This window comes from Klebsiella sp. GG_Kp146 (assembly GCF_040061975.1).
Classification (GTDB): Bacteria; Pseudomonadota; Gammaproteobacteria; order Enterobacterales; family Enterobacteriaceae; genus Klebsiella; species Klebsiella quasipneumoniae.
The window spans coordinates 359,357-375,719 of sequence record NZ_JBEAHA010000002.1 but is presented as its reverse complement, the minus strand read 5'-3'; the positions used below and the strand labels follow the sequence as shown (position 1 = coordinate 375,719).

General features: G+C 58.3%; 19 protein-coding genes, 1 pseudogene and 1 riboswitch. Of the genes and pseudogenes, 10 read left to right on the top strand and 10 right to left on the bottom strand.

Annotated elements, in window-relative coordinates; all coding sequences use genetic code 11:
- Positions 1–51 precede the first annotated feature (51 nt).
- Positions 52–198 (bottom strand): annotated as a pseudogene (locus tag ABLU95_RS04170) (hypothetical protein); the annotation flags it as partial.
- On the opposite strand from ABLU95_RS04170, the gene glgS reads away from it, so the two are divergent.
- A complete protein-coding gene (gene glgS / locus ABLU95_RS04165; RefSeq protein ID WP_004205248.1) occupies positions 190–387 on the top strand; it encodes a cell surface composition regulator GlgS in 198 nt (65 codons plus the stop codon). The pseudogene ABLU95_RS04170 and the gene glgS overlap by 9 nt on opposite strands.
- Before the next feature lie 34 nt (positions 388–421).
- Here the strand turns inward: glgS and ABLU95_RS04160 are convergent, their stop codons facing one another.
- On the bottom strand, positions 422–694 hold the full coding sequence (locus ABLU95_RS04160; protein ID WP_004174355.1) for an accessory factor UbiK family protein: 273 nt from the start codon (positions 692–694) through the stop codon (positions 422–424).
- A gap of 120 nt (positions 695–814) precedes the next feature.
- Positions 815–966: riboswitch (FMN riboswitch) on the top strand.
- A 105-nt stretch (positions 967–1,071) separates the two neighbouring features.
- Here ABLU95_RS04160 and ribB point away from each other — a divergent pair.
- Positions 1,072–1,725 carry a 3,4-dihydroxy-2-butanone-4-phosphate synthase gene (gene ribB / locus ABLU95_RS04155; RefSeq protein ID WP_023159075.1) on the top strand — a complete coding sequence of 218 codons (654 nt, stop codon included), beginning with the start codon at positions 1,072–1,074 and terminating at the stop codon, positions 1,723–1,725.
- A 63-nt stretch (positions 1,726–1,788) separates the two neighbouring features.
- On the opposite strand, the gene zupT is transcribed toward ribB, so the two are convergent.
- On the bottom strand, positions 1,789–2,559 hold the full coding sequence (gene zupT / locus ABLU95_RS04150) for a zinc transporter ZupT (RefSeq protein ID WP_023291032.1): 771 nt from the start codon (positions 2,557–2,559) through the stop codon (positions 1,789–1,791).
- A 186-nt stretch (positions 2,560–2,745) separates the two neighbouring features.
- Here zupT and ygiD point away from each other — a divergent pair, with 186 nt between their 5' ends.
- Complete coding sequence (gene ygiD, locus ABLU95_RS04145; protein WP_065882651.1) at positions 2,746–3,537, top strand: 4,5-DOPA dioxygenase extradiol; 792 nt, start codon at positions 2,746–2,748, stop codon at positions 3,535–3,537.
- Between the two features lie 55 nt (positions 3,538–3,592).
- Here the strand turns inward: ygiD and ABLU95_RS04140 are convergent, their stop codons facing one another.
- The 3 genes from ABLU95_RS04140 to tolC form a co-directional block, all read right to left on the bottom strand.
- Positions 3,593–4,753, bottom strand: coding sequence for a glutathionylspermidine synthase family protein (locus ABLU95_RS04140; protein WP_023291031.1), 1,161 nt, complete (start codon positions 4,751–4,753; stop codon positions 3,593–3,595).
- A gap of 5 nt (positions 4,754–4,758) precedes the next feature.
- Complete coding sequence (locus tag ABLU95_RS04135; protein ID WP_002916849.1) at positions 4,759–5,430, bottom strand: DUF1190 family protein; 672 nt, start codon at positions 5,428–5,430, stop codon at positions 4,759–4,761.
- 167 nt (positions 5,431–5,597) lie between these two features.
- A complete protein-coding gene (gene tolC / locus ABLU95_RS04130) occupies positions 5,598–7,058 on the bottom strand; it encodes an outer membrane channel protein TolC (RefSeq protein ID WP_032454074.1) in 1,461 nt (486 codons plus the stop codon).
- 196 nt (positions 7,059–7,254) lie between these two features.
- On the opposite strand from tolC, the gene nudF reads away from it, so the two are divergent.
- From nudF to parE, 5 genes are read left to right on the top strand one after another with little or no spacing between them, the layout of a single operon-like run.
- Positions 7,255–7,887, top strand: coding sequence for an ADP-ribose diphosphatase (nudF, locus tag ABLU95_RS04125; RefSeq protein WP_004205241.1), 633 nt, complete (start codon positions 7,255–7,257; stop codon positions 7,885–7,887).
- Positions 7,884–8,306: a DUF1249 family protein gene (locus tag ABLU95_RS04120; RefSeq protein ID WP_004205239.1), complete on the top strand. Its 423-nt coding sequence runs from the start codon at positions 7,884–7,886 to the stop codon at positions 8,304–8,306. Before nudF ends, ABLU95_RS04120 begins: the two co-directional genes overlap by 4 nt.
- 24 nt (positions 8,307–8,330) lie before the next feature.
- Positions 8,331–9,158 (top strand): 3',5'-cyclic-AMP phosphodiesterase, encoded by an 828-nt coding sequence (gene cpdA, locus ABLU95_RS04115; protein ID WP_004205237.1) that lies wholly within the window; start codon positions 8,331–8,333, stop codon positions 9,156–9,158.
- Positions 9,158–9,733: an esterase YqiA gene (yqiA, locus tag ABLU95_RS04110; protein WP_004205236.1), complete on the top strand. Its 576-nt coding sequence runs from the start codon at positions 9,158–9,160 to the stop codon at positions 9,731–9,733. Before cpdA ends, yqiA begins: the two co-directional genes overlap by 1 nt.
- A 30-nt stretch (positions 9,734–9,763) precedes the next feature.
- Entirely contained in the window at positions 9,764–11,659 is a 1,896-nt protein-coding gene (gene parE / locus ABLU95_RS04105; RefSeq protein WP_004205235.1) for a DNA topoisomerase IV subunit B, read from the top strand.
- Positions 11,660–11,732: 73 nt separating this feature from the next.
- On the opposite strand, the gene ABLU95_RS04100 is transcribed toward parE, so the two are convergent.
- From ABLU95_RS04100 to qseB, 4 genes are all read right to left on the bottom strand, one after another.
- The gene (locus ABLU95_RS04100; protein ID WP_065882653.1) at positions 11,733–12,047 is read right to left on the bottom strand and encodes a putative quinol monooxygenase; all 315 of its coding nucleotides are present in this window, start codon (positions 12,045–12,047) and stop codon (positions 11,733–11,735) included.
- Between the two features lie 81 nt (positions 12,048–12,128).
- Entirely contained in the window at positions 12,129–12,710 is a 582-nt protein-coding gene (locus ABLU95_RS04095; protein ID WP_023291028.1) for an NAD(P)H-dependent oxidoreductase, read from the bottom strand.
- Positions 12,711–12,816: 106 nt separating this feature from the next.
- Positions 12,817–14,166, bottom strand: a complete 1,350-nt coding sequence (qseC, locus tag ABLU95_RS04090) for a quorum sensing histidine kinase QseC (protein WP_241516341.1) — start codon at positions 14,164–14,166, stop codon at positions 12,817–12,819.
- Positions 14,163–14,822, bottom strand: a complete 660-nt coding sequence (gene qseB, locus ABLU95_RS04085; RefSeq protein ID WP_032454072.1) for a quorum sensing response regulator transcription factor QseB — start codon at positions 14,820–14,822, stop codon at positions 14,163–14,165. Before qseB ends, qseC begins: the two co-directional genes overlap by 4 nt.
- Before the next feature lie 149 nt (positions 14,823–14,971).
- Between qseB and ABLU95_RS04080 the strand changes: the two genes are divergently transcribed.
- Positions 14,972–15,379: a YgiW/YdeI family stress tolerance OB fold protein gene (locus tag ABLU95_RS04080; protein WP_023291025.1), complete on the top strand. Its 408-nt coding sequence runs from the start codon at positions 14,972–14,974 to the stop codon at positions 15,377–15,379.
- Positions 15,380–15,456: 77 nt separating this feature from the next.
- Positions 15,457–16,326: an AraC family transcriptional regulator gene (locus ABLU95_RS04075; RefSeq protein WP_086074948.1), complete on the top strand. Its 870-nt coding sequence runs from the start codon at positions 15,457–15,459 to the stop codon at positions 16,324–16,326.
- Positions 16,327–16,363: the final 37 nt, after the last annotated feature.

Genomic DNA, 16,363 nt, shown 5'->3' with positions numbered 1-16,363 from the left:
GCGGCATCACGGCCTGCGATAGCGATATCGCGGGCCGTTTTTATTTAATGATGTGGAAAATGATTTGGCGCAATAAATAATCACATTAAGCGCATTTTTCGTACAAATGGCGTTAAGGTAAGCGTAAATACTGAAGTGAGTAAAAGGCATATGACTGATCAGAACATCCACCGCTGAAGGAGTATGCGCATGAACCATAACGATATGTATTCAATGAAGAATTTTGATTTTTTGGCGCGGAGTTTCGCCAGAATGCACGCCCAGGGCCAGCCAGTTGATCTTCAGGCCATCGTCGGCAATATGGATGAAGAACATCGTGAATGGTTTTGCCAGCGCTATGAACTGTACTGTCGTCAGGTGAACAGCCCGGCGGAAGCCGCACACTAAGCCAACGCAAACGGGCCCCTGAGGGCCCGTTTTTTTACTGCTGCTCTTCGCTGCCAGGCGTCGTCGCCGGGCGGTTTTCAAGGTCATTCAGGCGCTGTTCCAGCAGCGCCAGTTTTTCGCGGGTCCGCAGCAGAACCTGAGTCTGCACGTCAAACTCTTCGCGGCTAACCAGATCCAGGCGGGTCAGCTGCGACTGCAGCGCCTGGCGGATTTTCTTCTCAACATCCTCACCCAGATCGCGAAGTCCTTTTGGCATCGACTCATGGACCTGGCGGGCGATTTGTTCAATTTTTTTCGGGTCAATCATGGTGGTTTCCTGCTCGGGTCGGATGATTGATCATTGTAGTGCGAACCAGGCCGCCTATAAACCAGAAATGTTTGAAGCTTATGCATTGCCGAGGATAGTCAATAGCGTTATAGTTATCTCGCTTATTCTCAGGGCGGGGCGAAATTCCCCACCGGCGGTAAATCAACCATGGCGTTGAAAGCCCGCGAGCGCTTCCCGTGACTACGGGAAGGTCAGCAGATCCGGTGTAATTCCGGGGCCGACGGTTAAAGTCCGGATGGGAGAGAGTAACGGCACAGTCGGGCCCAGGCCCGCTCGCGTTGACTTTTGCCGCTAAACCGGCGCTCCTAAGACTGCCCTGATTCTGGTAACCATAATTTTAATGAGGTTTTTTTACCATGAATCAGACGCTCCTTTCTTCTTTTGGTACCGCTTTTGAACGTGTGGAACACGCTTTAAACGCCCTGCGCGAAGGCCGCGGCGTGATGGTGCTTGACGATGAAGACCGTGAAAACGAAGGCGATATGATTTTCGCCGCCGAAACCATGACCGTAGAGCAGATGGCGCTGACCATTCGTCACGGCAGCGGCATTGTGTGCCTGTGCCTGACCGAAGATCGCCGTAAACAGCTGGATCTGCCGATGATGGTGGAGAACAACACCAGCGCCTACGGCACCGGCTTTACCGTCACCATCGAAGCGGCCGAAGGCGTGACCACCGGCGTTTCCGCTGCCGACCGCGTGACCACCGTCCGCGCGGCGATTGCCGACGGCGCGAAACCTTCCGATCTCAACCGTCCTGGCCACGTTTTCCCGCTGCGGGCGCAGCCGGGCGGCGTACTGACCCGCGGCGGCCACACCGAAGCCACTATCGACCTCGTGACCCTCGCCGGCTTCAAACCGGCAGGCGTGCTGTGCGAGCTGACCAATGACGATGGCACTATGGCCCGCGCGCCGGAGTGCATCAAGTTCGCTCAGCAGCACAATATGGCAGTGGTCACGATTGAAGATCTGGTGGCCTATCGTCGCGAACATGAGCGTAAAGCCAGCTAATCAGCGGCTGACAACGCCAGTGAAAACAGCCCACTTTTTAGTGGGCTGTATTGTTTCTGCGCCTTAACCGATGCCCATCGTCTGGAGCACCACCAGGCTCAGCCCCATCACCGACATCCCGCACAGGACGCCATAGCTCGGGTTGCTTTGCGGATCGATCTCTTTTGCCAGCGGCATCAGTTCATCGACCGACAGCGCCACCATAATCCCGGCGACGGCGGCCATGATCGCGCCCATGACCAGCGGCGAGACCAGACTGCCCAGAATCAGCCACGCCAGCACGCCGCCTAAAATCTCCGCCATGCCGGAAAGACCGGCCCAGAGCACCGCCTTGCTGCGCGATCCGGTAGCGGCATATACCGGCCCGGCAACCGCCAGACCTTCAGGAATATTGTGCAGGGCAACGGCAAGCGCCACTCCCATGCCAAGCTCGAGGTTGTTGCTGGCCGTGACATAGGTGGCGATGCCTTCCGGAAAATTATGCAGGCTGATACCCAGCGTCAGCAAAATGGCAGTGCGGCGTAAATTGCGCGGCCGCGGCGCGGCGGGGGTCATCAGATCCTGCGGGTGGGCGTGCGGCAGCAGGCGATCGAGACCAAAGTAGCCCAGCAGGCCGACAACAAACATTCCGTAGCCGAGCAGCGGCGACATGCCCTCGGCGGCCAGCGCGGCAGGCAGCATTTCCATCAACGAAATCAACAGCATGATCCCGGCGGCAAAGCCGAGGGAGAAGCCAAGCAGGCGGTTAGAGGGTTTCTGGCCAATCACGCCGAATATGGCGCCAATAAAGGTTGCGCTACCGGCTAACAGCGTCAATATTAAGGGTGATGACATCGCTTCTCTCCCTGCGAAAATAAGTGCATACGAGTATATTGCCTGAGGATGCGCGTACGGGACAGCTCCCTTTACCGCGAATTACATTCAAATTTTCTGACGATCATCATCATGGTTATCTGAGTTTATCCTGGCGTAAAAGCGCGTAATGTGAGCACATCACATTGACACCCTAAGGATATCATCATGTCCCGTACCCGAATGCCCGCGTTGTTCCTCGGCCATGGCAGCCCAATGAACGTGCTGGAAGACAACCGCTATACCCGCGCCTGGGCTCGCCTGGGCGAAACCCTGCCGCGTCCGAAAGCGATCGTGGTGGTCTCTGCGCACTGGTTCACGCGCGGTACGGGCGTGACGGCGATGGAGGCCCCGAAGACCATTCACGACTTCGGCGGCTTCCCGCAGGCGCTGTATGACACCCATTACCCGGCTCCGGGTTCCCCGGCGCTGGCGCAACGACTGGTGGAGTTGCTCTCGCCGGTGCCGGTCACCCTCGATAAAGAAGCCTGGGGATTTGACCATGGTTCATGGGGCGTGCTGATTAAGATGTATCCGCAGGCGGATATCCCGATGGTTCAGCTGAGCATCGACAGCACCAAACCGCCGGCCTGGCATCTCGAAATGGGGCGGAAGCTGGCCTCGCTGCGTGATGAAGGCATTATGCTGGTGGCCAGCGGCAACGTGGTGCATAACCTGCGTACCGCCCGCTGGCATGGCGAGAACACGCCGTATCCGTGGGCGGAGTCCTTCAACAACTACGTGAAGGCGAATTTGCAGTGGCAGGGCCCGGACGATCAGCACCCGCTGGTTAACTACCTGGCACATGAAGGGGGTTCGCTCTCCAACCCAACGGCGGAGCATTTCCTGCCGCTGTTATACGTCCTGGGGGCGTGGGATGGCGTTGAGGCGATTTCGACCCCGGTCGATGGCATTGAGATGGGCTCGTTGAGTATGCTGTCGGTGGTGGTTGGCGCCTGATAGATTGTGCTCCGGCGGCGGTATCGTCGCCGGAGCGCGACATTATTCGACGAAATTATTCGACGAAAATGTGCGGATAGAAGCGCGACAGATCCTGGGTAATCAGCGCCCGGTCTTCACGAATGCCGATCCCGGCGGGCTGATCGTTGATGAGCCAGCTGCCAATCAGCGTGTAGCTGTCACCAAACTTCGGCAGCGGGTAAAATTCCTGCACGATTGTGCCTTCTTCTCCGTACGGGCCTTCCACGGCTTCCAAAACTTTGCCATTCTCAACGATCGACACGTTGGCGCCTTCGCGGGAGAAGATTGGCTTAATGACGTACTTCTCCATCTCCGGATGGGCATCTTCGCTGAAGTAAGCCGCCAGCAGATTCGGATGATTAGGGAACATTTCCCACAGCATCGGCAGCAGCGCTTTGTTGGAGATGATGCTCTTCCACGCCGGCTCCAGCCAGCGGACGCCGGCGTCTTCCAGCTTGGTGGAAAACATCTCCCGCAGCATAAACTCCCATGGATAGAGCTTGAACAGGTTGCCAATCACCTGATCCTGGAGATCGGTAAACTGGCCTTTTTCACCCAGACCAATATCTTCGATGTAGAGGAATTCCGTTGCCAGCCCCGCCTCGGCGGCGCAGTCCTGCAGATATTGCACGGTGCCGCGATCTTCAACGGTATCGCGGCAGCAGGCCATATGCAGCAGCTGGAAGCCAAACTGCTCGCGCAGCTCACCGAAGCGATCGATTAGCTTTTCCTGCAGGCTGTTGAACTGATCGCTGCCCGCCGGCAGTTTGCCGGCGTTGAGCTGGTCTTCCAGCCAGATCCACTGGAAGAAGGCTGCTTCATACAGCGAGGTTGGCGTGTCGGCATTGTTCTCCAGCAGCTTCGGCTCGCCGACGCCATCCCAGGCCAGGTCGAGACGTGAGTAGAGTGACGGCTGGTTGGTTTTCCACGACTGGCGCACAAAGCCCCAGGTGTGTTTAGGGATGCGGAATTTGGCCATCAGCTCATCGCTGGCGATCACTTTTTCCACCACCTGAAGACACATCTGATGCAGCTCGGCGGTGACCTCCTCCAGCTTTTCCACCTGGGCGAGGGTCAGCTTGTAATAAGCCTCTTCGCTCCAGTAGGGCTCGCCGTACATGGTGTGGAAGTTGAAGCCGTATTCGGTCGCTTTCTCGCGCCAGTCCGGGCGCTCGGTAATGCTGACTCTTTCCATGTTGCTTAGCCGCCCATTGAGCGAGAAGAGGAGGTGGAGCCTGCGGCGCTACGCTGCATGGTCGACTGCTTCGCCACCGACTCGCCGAAGCCCCCGCGGGTGACGGTGGTGGTGGTCGCTGGCTTCGGCGCCATCGCGGTTTTCGGCACGTTCATGGTGCGGCCCGGCTGGGCGGCGCCATAGCTCTTGCCGCTGGCGTCAGTGTACTGACCGTAGGCCGGGCTGGCCGGGTTTTTGGAGCTGAACAGCGGCTGCTGTTGCGCCATGCCGCCGCCCATCAGGCGGCCCATCATGTAGCCGGCCATCAGCGGCATCCAGAAGCTGCCGCTGCTTTGCGCCTGCGCCTGGTTTTCCGGGGCGACGCCCGCCTGGGCAGGCGTTTGCTGGCACTGGCCTTCGCCAAACTCGGCGACGCAGTCTTCGCGGGTGGCATATTTCGGCGCGGTGCGCTCTGCCTCTTTTACCGCGTTGGTGTAGGCCGTGGTGCATTCGGCAGCTTTGCCCGGGTTGGCGGCGGAGCAGTCATCGGCGTTCTGGTACAGCGAGACCGTTTCGTCGCTTTTTTCACAACCGGCAAGCATAAAGACCGCGGTGACGGCCAGGGCGACCGGCGTCAGGTGGCGTGCGCTCCAGCTTTTGCGGAACGACGAATGATTAATATTTTTTGTCCGTTTCATATTTGTCTTCCAGGACCCAGTGGTATGGCGTGTGTTAACGCTCAGGATAGAGGATGAGTGGTGGAAAATGAAGCGAAGAGGGGCGCTAAGCGGGGGATCTTTACGTTGCCTTACGTTTAACGCATCGCCTGTCCGGCGGACAGGCGATGCGCGTCACAGTATGAGAATTACTGACGGAACGGATTGCTGCCGCTGCTTTGGGTCGTCGTCCGTGCAGACGCCGGCTTCACGGCCGCGGTCGTGTTGCCGTAACCGTCGGCAGTGGCATCCTGCTGCGGATTTTCCGGCGCGACGCTGTCCGCGGAGGTGGAGATCGGTTTGCCCAAGGTGTTGTTCAGGGCGACCAGATCCTGCTCGTTCAGCGTACCTAACGCCGACTTGATGTTCAGCTCGTTGATCAGGTAGTTGTAGCGCGCATTCGAGAGCTGCTGTTTGGCGTTGTACAGCGTGGTGGTGGCGTCGAGGACGTCAACGATAGTACGGGTACCCACCGAGTAGCCAGCTTCCATCGCATCCAGGGAGCTTTGCGCAGAGACCACCGCCTGTTTGTAGGCGTTGATGCTGCTGATAGAGGCATTCACGTTGTTAAACGAAGAACGCACGGTCTGGACCACGCTGCGGTGAGCGCTTTCCAGCTGCTCGCTGGCGCCGACGAAGTTGTACTGCGCCTGTTTAACCTGCGAGTTAACCATCCCGCCCTGATACAGCGGCATGGAGAAGCTCAGGCCGATTTTGTTCTGACCGATATCAGCATCTTGCGCGATGCTGTTTGAGCCGCTGTAGCGGTTGTTGGAAACGCCCGACGAGGCGTTCAAATCCAGGGTCGGCAAATGGCCGTCCTGCGCCTGGCGAATCTGCTCGCGGGCCAGATCCTGGCTCAGACGCGCCTGCAGCAGCGACAGGTTGCGGTTCTCCGCTTCCTTCAGCAGGGCGTTCACCGCCTGCGGTTTGCTGGTTTTGAAGCCGTCTACGTTCAGGGAGGCCAGCTCCGGGTAGTAGTTGCCGGTAACCTGGCGCAGCTCTTCCACGGCGTTGTCGAGATCGTTACGCGCGGTCACTTCGTTCGCCAGCACGGCGTCGTATTGTGAACGGGCGTTCTGCACGTCGGTGATCGCCACCAGACCGACGTTAAAGCGCTGGGTGGTTTGATCCAACTGGCGGTAAATAGCCTGTTTCTGCGCTTCGGTATAAGAGAGCGTGTCGATGGCGGCCAGCACTTTGAAATAGGCCGTCGCGGTATTCAGAATCAGCGTTTGCTGATCGGTCTGATACGTGACATCCTGAATGCCTGCCGTTTTTTCCTGCAGCGTCAGGGCGCGCCATTTCGACATATCAAACAGAACCTGCGTTAACTGCAGCGAGCCGCTGGTGACGTTAGAATTCTGGTCTTTATAATCACGGAAGCCGCTGGTATAGGTATAATCCGCTCCCAGCCCGAGCTGAGGCAGTAATGGACTGCGCGCTTCGTTGATCTTTTCGAACGCGGCGTCACGATCGGCTGCCGATTTACGCAGATCGGGGTTGCTGATGCGCGCCTGCTGGTAAACCTGAAGCAGGTTTTCCGCCTGGCTCATGGCGCTGAACCCGGTCAGGCTCAGGCCGATAAGAATGGGGAGCAATTTCTTCATTTGCATTCCTTGTTGTGAAGCATTTAGCGCTGGTCTAATTCTAAGAAAAATTCCGCTGATTGTATCGATTCTGCCGCCGTAAAAAGTTGGCGTTACGTGCCATCCGGCGGTAATTTGCACCAATCTAACATACGGACCGTAAAACGGTAGCCAAACGGTCTGGAAATCCCTCATTTCGGATTAGCAGGACATGACAATGAGCAAACCCATTCACCAGGGAATTACCTTCTCCAAAAATGATGTAGAAATTATTGCACGCGAAACGCTGTATCGTGGTTTTTTTTCGCTCGATTTATACCGTTTTCGCCACCGTCTGTTTAACGGCGGCATGAGCGGCGAAGTCACCCGTGAAATTTTTGAGCGCGGGCATGCCGCCGTCTTGCTACCCTTTGACCCGGTGCGGGACGAAGTGGTGCTTGTCGAACAAATCCGTATCGCCGCCTATGATACCAGCGAGAGCCCTTGGCTGCTTGAAATGGTCGCCGGCATGATCGAGGCGGGTGAGACGGTAGAAGATGTCGCCCGTCGGGAAGCGCTGGAGGAGGCCGGACTTGAAGTTGGGCGGACGAAACCAATATTAAGCTATCTGGCCAGTCCTGGCGGCACCAGCGAACGGTTATCGATCCTGGTGGGCGAAGTTGATGCATCGACGGCAAAAGGCATTCACGGCCTGGCCGAGGAAAATGAGGATATTCGGGTGCATGTGGTGAGTCGGGAGCAGGCTTACCAGTGGGTAGAAGAGGGGAAAATCGACAACGCAGCCTCTGTCATCGCCTTGCAATGGCTGCAATTGCATTATCACAATTTACGAAACGAGTGGACAAAATGAAGCGTTATACACCTGACTTCCCTGAGATGATGCGCCTGTGCGAGACCAATTTCGCCCAGTTGCGCCGCCTGTTGCCGCGAACGGATGCAGCGGGTGAGAAGGTGAGCTATCAGGTGGGAAGCGCGCAATATCGGTTAACGATAACGGAATCAACCCGCTACACTACTCTGGTGGCGATAGAGCAGACTCTGCCAGCGGTGAGCTACTGGAGTCTGCCGTCGATGACCGTTCGCCTCTACCATGACGCCATGGTGGCCGAAGTGTGTTCGAGTCAGCAGATCTTTCGCTTCAAAGCGCGATATGATTATCCTAATAAAAAGTTGCATCAACGCGACGAAAAGCATCAAATTAACCAGTTTCTGGCCGACTGGCTGCGTTACTGTTTAGCACATGGAGCGATGGCGATTCCGGTTTGTTAGCGTCGTTAAACCTAAGGACACCATTTGGAAAGCCTGTTAAACCTACCTCTGGCTGGTGAGGCCAGAGTCAGGATCTTACAAATTACTGATACTCACCTGTTTGCTGAAAAACATGAAACGTTGTTAGGCATCAATACCTGGGAAAGCTATCAGGCCGTACTGTCGGCCATTCATGCCTCACAGCGTCCATGCGATTTGATTGTCGCAACAGGCGATTTGGCGCAGGATCACTCCTCCGCGGCCTACCAGCATTTTGCTGAGGGCATCGCGAGTTTCGCTGCACCCTGCGTCTGGCTACCGGGCAACCATGATTTCCAGCCGGCGATGTACAGCACCCTGCAGGAGTCGGGCATTTCCCCCGCCAAGCGCGTGTTTCTCGGCGACCACTGGCAGATCCTGCTGCTGGACAGCCAGGTGTTTGGCGTTCCCCATGGCGAGCTGAGCGACTTCCAGCTGGAATGGCTCGAACATAAGCTGGCGGAGGCGCCGGAGCGTTATACCTTACTCCTGCTGCATCATCATCCGCTGCCGGCCGGCTGCAGCTGGCTGGATCAACACAGTCTGCGCAACGCCGGCGCGCTGGACAGCGCGCTGAGCGCCTGGCCGCGGGTGAAGCATCTGCTGTGCGGCCATATTCATCAGGAGCTGGATCTCGACTGGAATGGCCGACGTATGATGGCGACGCCGTCGACCTGCGTTCAGTTCAAACCGCACTGCGCCAATTTCACCCTCGATACGGTGTCGCCGGGCTGGCGCTGGCTGGAGCTTCACCCTGACGGAACGCTGACCACCGAAGTGTGCCGCCTGGAAGGCGCGGCGTTTCATCCGGATATTGCTTCAGAAGGCTACTGATGGCGACGCTCCTTTATCTGCACGGCTTTAACAGTTCTCCGCGCTCGGCGAAGGCGACGGCGTTAAAGACCTGGCTGGCGCAGCACTATCCTGAGATCGCCATGGTGGTGCCGGAGCTGCCGCCTTACCCGGCGGAAACGGCGGAGCTGCTGGAGTCCATCGTGCTGGAGCACGGCGGCGAGCCGCTGGGGGTCGTAGGGTCGTCGCTGGGCGGCTACTACGCCACCTGGCTGTCGCAGTGCTTTATGCTGCCAGCGGTAGTGGTTAACCCGGCGGTGCGGCCGTTTGAGCTGCTGAACAATTTTCTCGGCCACAATGAGAATCCGTACACCGGGCAGCAATATGTGCTAGAGTCTCGCCATATTTACGATCTCAAAGTCATGCAAATCGACCCGCTCGAAGCGCCGGATTTACTCTGGCTGCTGCAGCAGACCGGGGATGAAGTGCTTGATTACCGCCAGGCCGTTCATTACTACGCCTCCTGCCGGCAGACGGTGGAGGAGGGCGGTAATCACGCATTTGTCGGCTTTGACGATCATTTCACTCAGATTATCGAATTTCTCGGCCTGCGCTAAACGGCCCTGAACGACCTACGAATACACACCATGACGCAATCTTCATATAACGCTGATGCCATTGAGGTACTCACCGGGCTAGAGCCGGTGCGCCGCCGTCCGGGCATGTATACCGACACCACCCGTCCTAACCATCTTGGTCAGGAAGTGATTGATAACAGTGTGGACGAAGCGCTGGCAGGCCATGCCAAACGCGTGGAAGTGATCCTGCACGCCGACCAGTCCCTCGAGGTGATTGACGACGGGCGCGGGATGCCGGTCGACATTCACCCGGAAGAGGGGGTGCCGGCGGTTGAACTGATCCTCTGCCGGCTGCACGCGGGTGGTAAGTTTTCCAACAAAAATTACCAGTTTTCCGGCGGTCTGCACGGGGTGGGGATTTCGGTGGTCAACGCCCTGTCAAAACGCGTGGAGGTCAACGTGCGTCGCGACGGTCAGGTCTACAGCATCGCCTTTGAGAATGGTGAGAAAGTAGAGGACCTGCACGTCACCGGCACCTGCGGTAAACGCAACACCGGGACCAGCGTCCATTTCTGGCCGGACGAAAGCTTCTTCGATAGCCCGCGCTTCTCCGTTTCGCGTTTGACCCACTTGTTAAAAGCGAAAGCGGTGCTGTGCCCGGGCGTGGAAATTGTTTTCCGCGACCAGGTCAACAACAGCGAGCAGAGCTGGTGCTATGCCGATGGCCTTAACGACTACCTGAGCGAAGCGGTGAACGGCCTGCCGCTGCTGCCGGAAAAACCCTTCGTCGGCACCTTCTCCGGCGAGACGGAAGCGGTGGACTGGGCGCTGCTGTGGCTGCCGGAAGGCGGCGAGCTGCTGACCGAGAGCTACGTCAACCTGATCCCGACCATGCAGGGCGGGACGCACGTCAACGGCCTGCGTCAGGGGCTGCTGGACGCGATGCGTGAGTTCTGCGAGTACCGTAATATTCTGCCGCGCGGGGTGAAACTGTCGGCGGAAGATATCTGGGATCGCTGCGCCTACGTGCTGTCGGTGAAGATGCAGGATCCGCAGTTCGCCGGGCAAACCAAAGAGCGCCTGTCGTCGCGCCAGTGCGCGGCGTTCGTCTCCGGCGTGGTGAAAGACGCCTTCAGCCTGTGGCTGAACCAGAACGTGCAGGCCGCGGAGCTGCTGGCGGAGATGGCCATTTCCAGCGCCCAGCGCCGTCTGCGCGCCGCCAAGAAAGTGGTGCGCAAAAAGCTGACCAGCGGTCCGGCGCTGCCGGGTAAGCTGGCCGACTGCACCGCCCAGGATCTGAACCGTACCGAGCTGTTCCTCGTCGAAGGGGATTCGGCGGGCGGTTCAGCCAAGCAGGCGCGCGATCGTGAATATCAGGCGATCATGCCGCTGAAAGGCAAGATCCTGAATACCTGGGAAGTCTCTTCCGATGAAGTGTTAGCTTCGCAAGAAGTACACGACATTTCGGTGGCGATTGGGATTGACCCGGATAGCGATGATTTAAGCCAGCTGCGCTACGGCAAAATTTGTATTCTGGCGGATGCGGACTCCGATGGTCTGCACATCGCCACGCTGCTGTGCGCGCTGTTTGTGAGACATTTCCGTACTCTGGTGAAAGAGGGGCACGTCTACGTGGCGCTGCCGCCGCTGTACCGTATCGACCTCGGCAAAGAGGTCTACTACGCGCTGACGGAAGAAGAAAAAACCGGCGTGCTGGAGCAGCTGAAGCGTAAGAAGGGCAAGCCAAACGTCCAGCGCTTTAAAGGTCTCGGCGAGATGAACCCGATGCAGCTGCGGGAAACCACCCTCGACCCGAATACCCGCCGCCTGGTGCAGCTGGTGATCAGCGATGAGGATGAGCAGCAGACCACGGCGATGATGGATATGCTGCTGGCCAAGAAGCGTTCCGAAGATCGTCGCAACTGGCTTCAGGAGAAGGGCGATATGGCGGACCTGGAAGTGTAAGACCGCGCGCTGCGCCAGACGTAAAAGGGAGCCTCAGGCTCCCTTTTCTTATTTCGTTTCTGCGTCAGCGGGCTTAGACGCCGGCCTGCAGGATACGGATGTTGGTCTCCAGCACATCGCCTTTGACCGCTTCCGACCAGGCTTTCATGTGCGGGGTCTGCAGGTGCGCTTCAAGATGCGCGACGCTTTCCCACTGCTCCACCATGACGATAGAGTCAGGAGCGCTGGTCTGGAAGCTGACGCCAGCGGCATGATCCACCATGGGCGCATAGCCGTGGCAGCCGGCTTCCTGCAAAACGGTCGGAATAATTTTCGCGAACTGATCGAGAACCGCCTGGCGGTGGTGCTGGCCCGGGCGGGTACGGATTTCTGCAATCACTGTTAACATGGTTAACTCAACTCCTTCTGTGTGGATCTTGTCATACTCCAGGTTCGAATAACTCGAAATATGTAGAGCATAGACCCCTAGTTAACCAAAAATTTCCGCCAGATGCTTGCGATATTCTGCGATATAGCGTGGGACATCAGGCATTTTAATCACGTCGTTGGCGATAAAGGTTGGCAGCGCCTCCATACCCAGGAACTGGTTGGCTTTATGGAACGGCAGGTAAACGCCGTCAACGCCGACGCCGTGGAAGAACTGTTCTTCGTCGGTGAAGGCTTCCATCGGCGCGTTCCAGGTCAGGGAGAGCATATATTTTTTCCCTTGCACCAGGCCGCCGGAGCCATATTTTTTGCTGGCGTCGGAGCGGGTACGGCCGTCGCTGGCGTACAGCGAGCCGTGGCCTTCGGTAAAGACGTCATCCATATATTTTTTCACCGTCCACGGGGCCCCCATCCACCAGCCCGGCATCTGCCAGATCACCACATCGGCCCAGAGGAAATTCTGCACTTCGGCTTTTACGTCATACTCGCTGTCGGCACGAACGCTTTTAACATCGTGTCCGGCGTCGCGCAGATAACTCTCCGCGACCTCGGTCAGGGTGTCGTTCAGCTGGCCATTCGAGTGTGCGAATTTTTTTGCGCCATTGATAATCAGGATGTTGCTCATCATTTGTCCTCAATCTTGAAAATTTGCCGACGATCTTACCCCGCGAAGCGGGGCAGTAAAATGAGCAAAATGTGCAAAGTCTTTTGCTAAATGAGCAATAATATCGCTACCAGTCAACGCGGGCTTCGAAGCCGCCGTCGCGGGCATTGGCAAACTCGACGCGCATGCCGTGCAGCGAGGCGATGCGCCGGACGATCGACAAGCCCAGGCCGCTGCCCGTAGCATCCTGACCCGGCGGGCGGTAGAAACGCTCGCCGATGCGCGCCAGCGGCTGCGGGCTGATGCCGGGGCCGTTATCGCGTACCCGAAACTCGCGGGCGTTGAGGGTGATATCGACCTGGCTGCCGCGCGGGCTGTAACGCACCGCGTTATCCAGCAGATTGCGCACCAGCAGGCTGAGGAGCAGCGGCTGGCCGGTGCGGGAGATGCCAGAGACATTAAGATGCAGGCGCAGCTCAATCCCGGCCTGCTGCGCCGGGTGGTACATCTCCATTACCGCCGACTGCAGCAGATCGTCGATGGCGACCGGCTGCACGTCGTCCAGCTGGGCGAGCGAGTCCAGCCGCGACAGCGTCAGCAGCTGATCCACCAGACGGGTGGCGCGATCGATCCCCTGATGGAGCTGAGCCAGGGCTTTCTCACGCCCTTGTGGATCGTCCAGAGAGAGCTGGGCGACTTCAGTCTGCACTTTCAGCGCCGCCAGCGGGCTGCGCAGCTCGTGGGCGGCATCAGAGGTAAACCGACGCTCGCGCAGCATGACGTCGTGGGTGCGCTGGAACAGCTGATTCAGCGCCTCGACCAGCGGGCGGACTTCAGTAGGGATCTTCTCCACGCTGAGCGATTCCGCCGAGTCCGGCGCGCGCAGGCGCAGCGTGCGCGCCAGATGTTTCAACGGCGCCAGTTCGCGGCTTAACAGCACGATGAGCAGCACGAACATCAGCGGCAGGGCGATCATCCACGGCGTCAGCTGCGAGGTAACAATGTCCATCGCCATTTCGCGGCGATAATCCCACTCCTGGCCGACGGCGATGCGGTGGCGGCCATCGGCGGTGGTTAACCACAGGAAGCGCCACTCGTCATCATCGCCGCGCAGGTAGCCATCGCTGAAGCCCTCGCGCTGCGAGTGCCATTGAATATCCTCCCCGTTTTCGCCGTCGTTAAGCACCATTTTGCCGTCGCGGGTGAAGATGGCGAACGCCAGCGCATCGTCGTCGATATGCCCGTGGCGCACCTTTTTCTTTTCCCCGAGCGATGCCGGCGGGGCGCGGAGCTCTTCGAAATTCATGACGCTCAGGCGGCGGGCGAACAGCAGCTGCTGGGTATCAAACAGTTTATCCAGCTTTTTACTGGTCTGCTGCCAGGCGATCACGCTGGCCACCCCCCAGGCGGCGGCGGTCAGCACGGCAAACAGCAGCGTCAGACGCAGGCGCAGGCTCAGGCGGGCAAGTCGTTTCATGCGTCACCCAGGGTATAGCCGATGCCGTGGACGGTACGGATAAATTCACTGCCGAGTTTGCGGCGCAAATGATGGACGTGAACTTCCACGGCATTGCTGGAGACCTCGTCGTCCCAGGTGTAGAGCTTTTCTTCAATAAGCTTACGCGGCAGCACGCGCCCGGCGTTACGCAGCAGCAGTTCCAGCAGGGCGAACTCCTTCGGCTTCAGCGTCAGGCTTTCGCCGTCGAGGCTGGCGGTTAAGCGGTTCGGGTCAAGGCTCACCTTGCCGTGGCGCAGCTCACTGCTGCTCTGGCCGTGGGCGCGGCGGATCAATGCTTCGAGGCGGGCCGCAACCTCAATCAGGGCGAAAGGTTTGCACAGATAATCATCGGCGCCCAGGCGCAGCCCCTCCACCCGCTGGCTGAGCGCATCGCGGGCGGTGAGGATCAGCACCGGCTCATGGCGGCCTTTGTCGCGCCACTCGCGCAGAATATCGAGGCCATCGATGCCGGGAAGGGTGAGATCAAGAATTGCCGCGTCGTAGGGGGCGCTGTATAAGGCGTTTTTGCCCTCCAGCCCGGCGGTAAACCAGTCGATGCTGAAGCCCATTTTGCTCAGCCCGGCCTTGACGCCATCGCCGATTAACTTGTCATCTTCCACCAATAATATGCGCATTTTCCCTCCTGCCAACCCGGCTGCTCTGCGCAGTAAACCGCGTTGCGACCGGCGTTGTACAGCATTAAAATTTCTTTTTTCCCCTTAAGAAGTCGTTAAGTTTTGTCGGGCGTAATAGGAGCCATATCAACACGAAGGGAGAACACATCATGAAGAAAATTGCTGCGATGACCGCGATCGTTGCCCTGGTTTCCATGCCGGTGCTGGCTGCCGGACAGGGCGGGTATACCGGTCCTTCTGCGACCACGCCGGCAAGTTCGACCACCCAGGGCGGCGGATTTACCGGCCCGAGCGGCGCGGTCACCACTGTCACCAATGTCAAATCGCTGCGGGACGATACCTGGGTGACCCTGCGGGGCAAAATTACCGAGCGCGTGTCCGACGATCTGTATAAGTTCCAGGATGCTACCGGGGTGATCAATGTCGATATCGACCACAAACGCTGGAACGGCGTCACCGTCGGCCCGCAGGACACGGTAGAAATTCAGGGGGAAGTCGATAAGGACTGGAACTCGGTGGAGATCGACGTTAAACAGATCCGTAAAATCACGCCATAAGTCTCCGGTGGATAAGCGCAAGATCGGTCAGGAATCACTATCCTCGCTCTGTCAGAGTATGTCGCGAGGAGGAGACGATGAACGATATTAAGGCCAGCCCGGCGTATGTCGGGCGCTTCCAGCGCGTCTGTAGATACATTGCGCGTCATCTTGATGAGCCGCTGTCGCTGGAGGCGCTGAGCGCGATAGCGCACAGTTCGCCTTACCATTTTCACCGGCAATTTAGCGCGTATACCGGCATTCCCTTGTACCGGTATATTCAGTGGTTGCGTCTGCGACGCGCCTGTTGGCGCCTGGCGTTCAACCCCCGCGATAAAATCATCGACATTGCCCTTGATGCCGGATTTCAGAATGCGGAGTCGTTCAGCCGTGCCTTCCGTACCGCGTTTGACCAAAGCCCGACCCAGTTCCGTCAGCAACCGGACTGGGCCGAGTGGCATCGACGCGTACCGAAACATACGCTACAGGAGCAAACGTCGATGGACGTCAATATCATTTCGTTCCCCACCACCCGGGTAGCCGTCCTGCAACATCGTGGCAGCCCGGACCTTGTCAACGCCACCGCCGCGCGTTTTATCGCCTGGCGTAAGACGAGCGGATTATCGCCCGTTGCCACCAGTGAAACCTGGGGGATCGCCTGGGACGATCCGCAGACTACCCCGCAGGAGGCATTTCGTTTTGATCTCTGCGGTACGGTCGAACGGCCGGTTGGTGAAAACGCCTTTGGCGTGATTAACGGCGAAATCCCCGGCGGACGCTGCGCCGTCGTGCGCCATCACGGCTCGCTGGACACCCTGGCGAACAGCGTTTGGTATCTCTATCGCGACTGGTTACCCGCTTCAGGCGAGACGTTACGGGATTTTCCGGTCTACTTCCGTTACCACAATTTTGTCCACCAGGTGGCTGAGCATGAGCTGCAAACCGAGATTTATCTGCCGCTGGCCTGATTAAGGTGACGGAATCCTCAACCGATCTCACGGCCTG

Bases quoted from the DNA above. Each gene is read 5' to 3' on its own strand.
- glgS (WP_004205248.1), top strand. From the start codon at position 190: ATGAACCATAACGATATGTATTCAATGAAGAATTTTGATTTTTTGGCG.
- ABLU95_RS04160 (WP_004174355.1), bottom strand. From the start codon at position 694: ATGATTGACCCGAAAAAAATTGAACAAATCGCCCGCCAGGTCCATGAG.
- ribB (WP_023159075.1), top strand. From the start codon at position 1,072: ATGAATCAGACGCTCCTTTCTTCTTTTGGTACCGCTTTTGAACGTGTG.
- zupT (WP_023291032.1), bottom strand. From the start codon at position 2,559: ATGTCATCACCCTTAATATTGACGCTGTTAGCCGGTAGCGCAACCTTT.
- ygiD (WP_065882651.1), top strand. From the start codon at position 2,746: ATGTCCCGTACCCGAATGCCCGCGTTGTTCCTCGGCCATGGCAGCCCA.
- ABLU95_RS04140 (WP_023291031.1), bottom strand. From the start codon at position 4,753: ATGGAAAGAGTCAGCATTACCGAGCGCCCGGACTGGCGCGAGAAAGCG.
- ABLU95_RS04135 (WP_002916849.1), bottom strand. From the start codon at position 5,430: ATGAAACGGACAAAAAATATTAATCATTCGTCGTTCCGCAAAAGCTGG.
- tolC (WP_032454074.1), bottom strand. From the start codon at position 7,058: ATGAAGAAATTGCTCCCCATTCTTATCGGCCTGAGCCTGACCGGGTTC.
- nudF (WP_004205241.1), top strand. From the start codon at position 7,255: ATGAGCAAACCCATTCACCAGGGAATTACCTTCTCCAAAAATGATGTA.
- ABLU95_RS04120 (WP_004205239.1), top strand. From the start codon at position 7,884: ATGAAGCGTTATACACCTGACTTCCCTGAGATGATGCGCCTGTGCGAG.
- yqiA (WP_004205236.1), top strand. From the start codon at position 9,158: ATGGCGACGCTCCTTTATCTGCACGGCTTTAACAGTTCTCCGCGCTCG.
- parE (WP_004205235.1), top strand. From the start codon at position 9,764: ATGACGCAATCTTCATATAACGCTGATGCCATTGAGGTACTCACCGGG.
- ABLU95_RS04100 (WP_065882653.1), bottom strand. From the start codon at position 12,047: ATGTTAACAGTGATTGCAGAAATCCGTACCCGCCCGGGCCAGCACCAC.
- ABLU95_RS04095 (WP_023291028.1), bottom strand. From the start codon at position 12,710: ATGAGCAACATCCTGATTATCAATGGCGCAAAAAAATTCGCACACTCG.
- qseC (WP_241516341.1), bottom strand. From the start codon at position 14,166: ATGAAACGACTTGCCCGCCTGAGCCTGCGCCTGCGTCTGACGCTGCTG.
- qseB (WP_032454072.1), bottom strand. From the start codon at position 14,822: ATGCGCATATTATTGGTGGAAGATGACAAGTTAATCGGCGATGGCGTC.
- ABLU95_RS04080 (WP_023291025.1), top strand. From the start codon at position 14,972: ATGAAGAAAATTGCTGCGATGACCGCGATCGTTGCCCTGGTTTCCATG.
- ABLU95_RS04075 (WP_086074948.1), top strand. From the start codon at position 15,457: ATGAACGATATTAAGGCCAGCCCGGCGTATGTCGGGCGCTTCCAGCGC.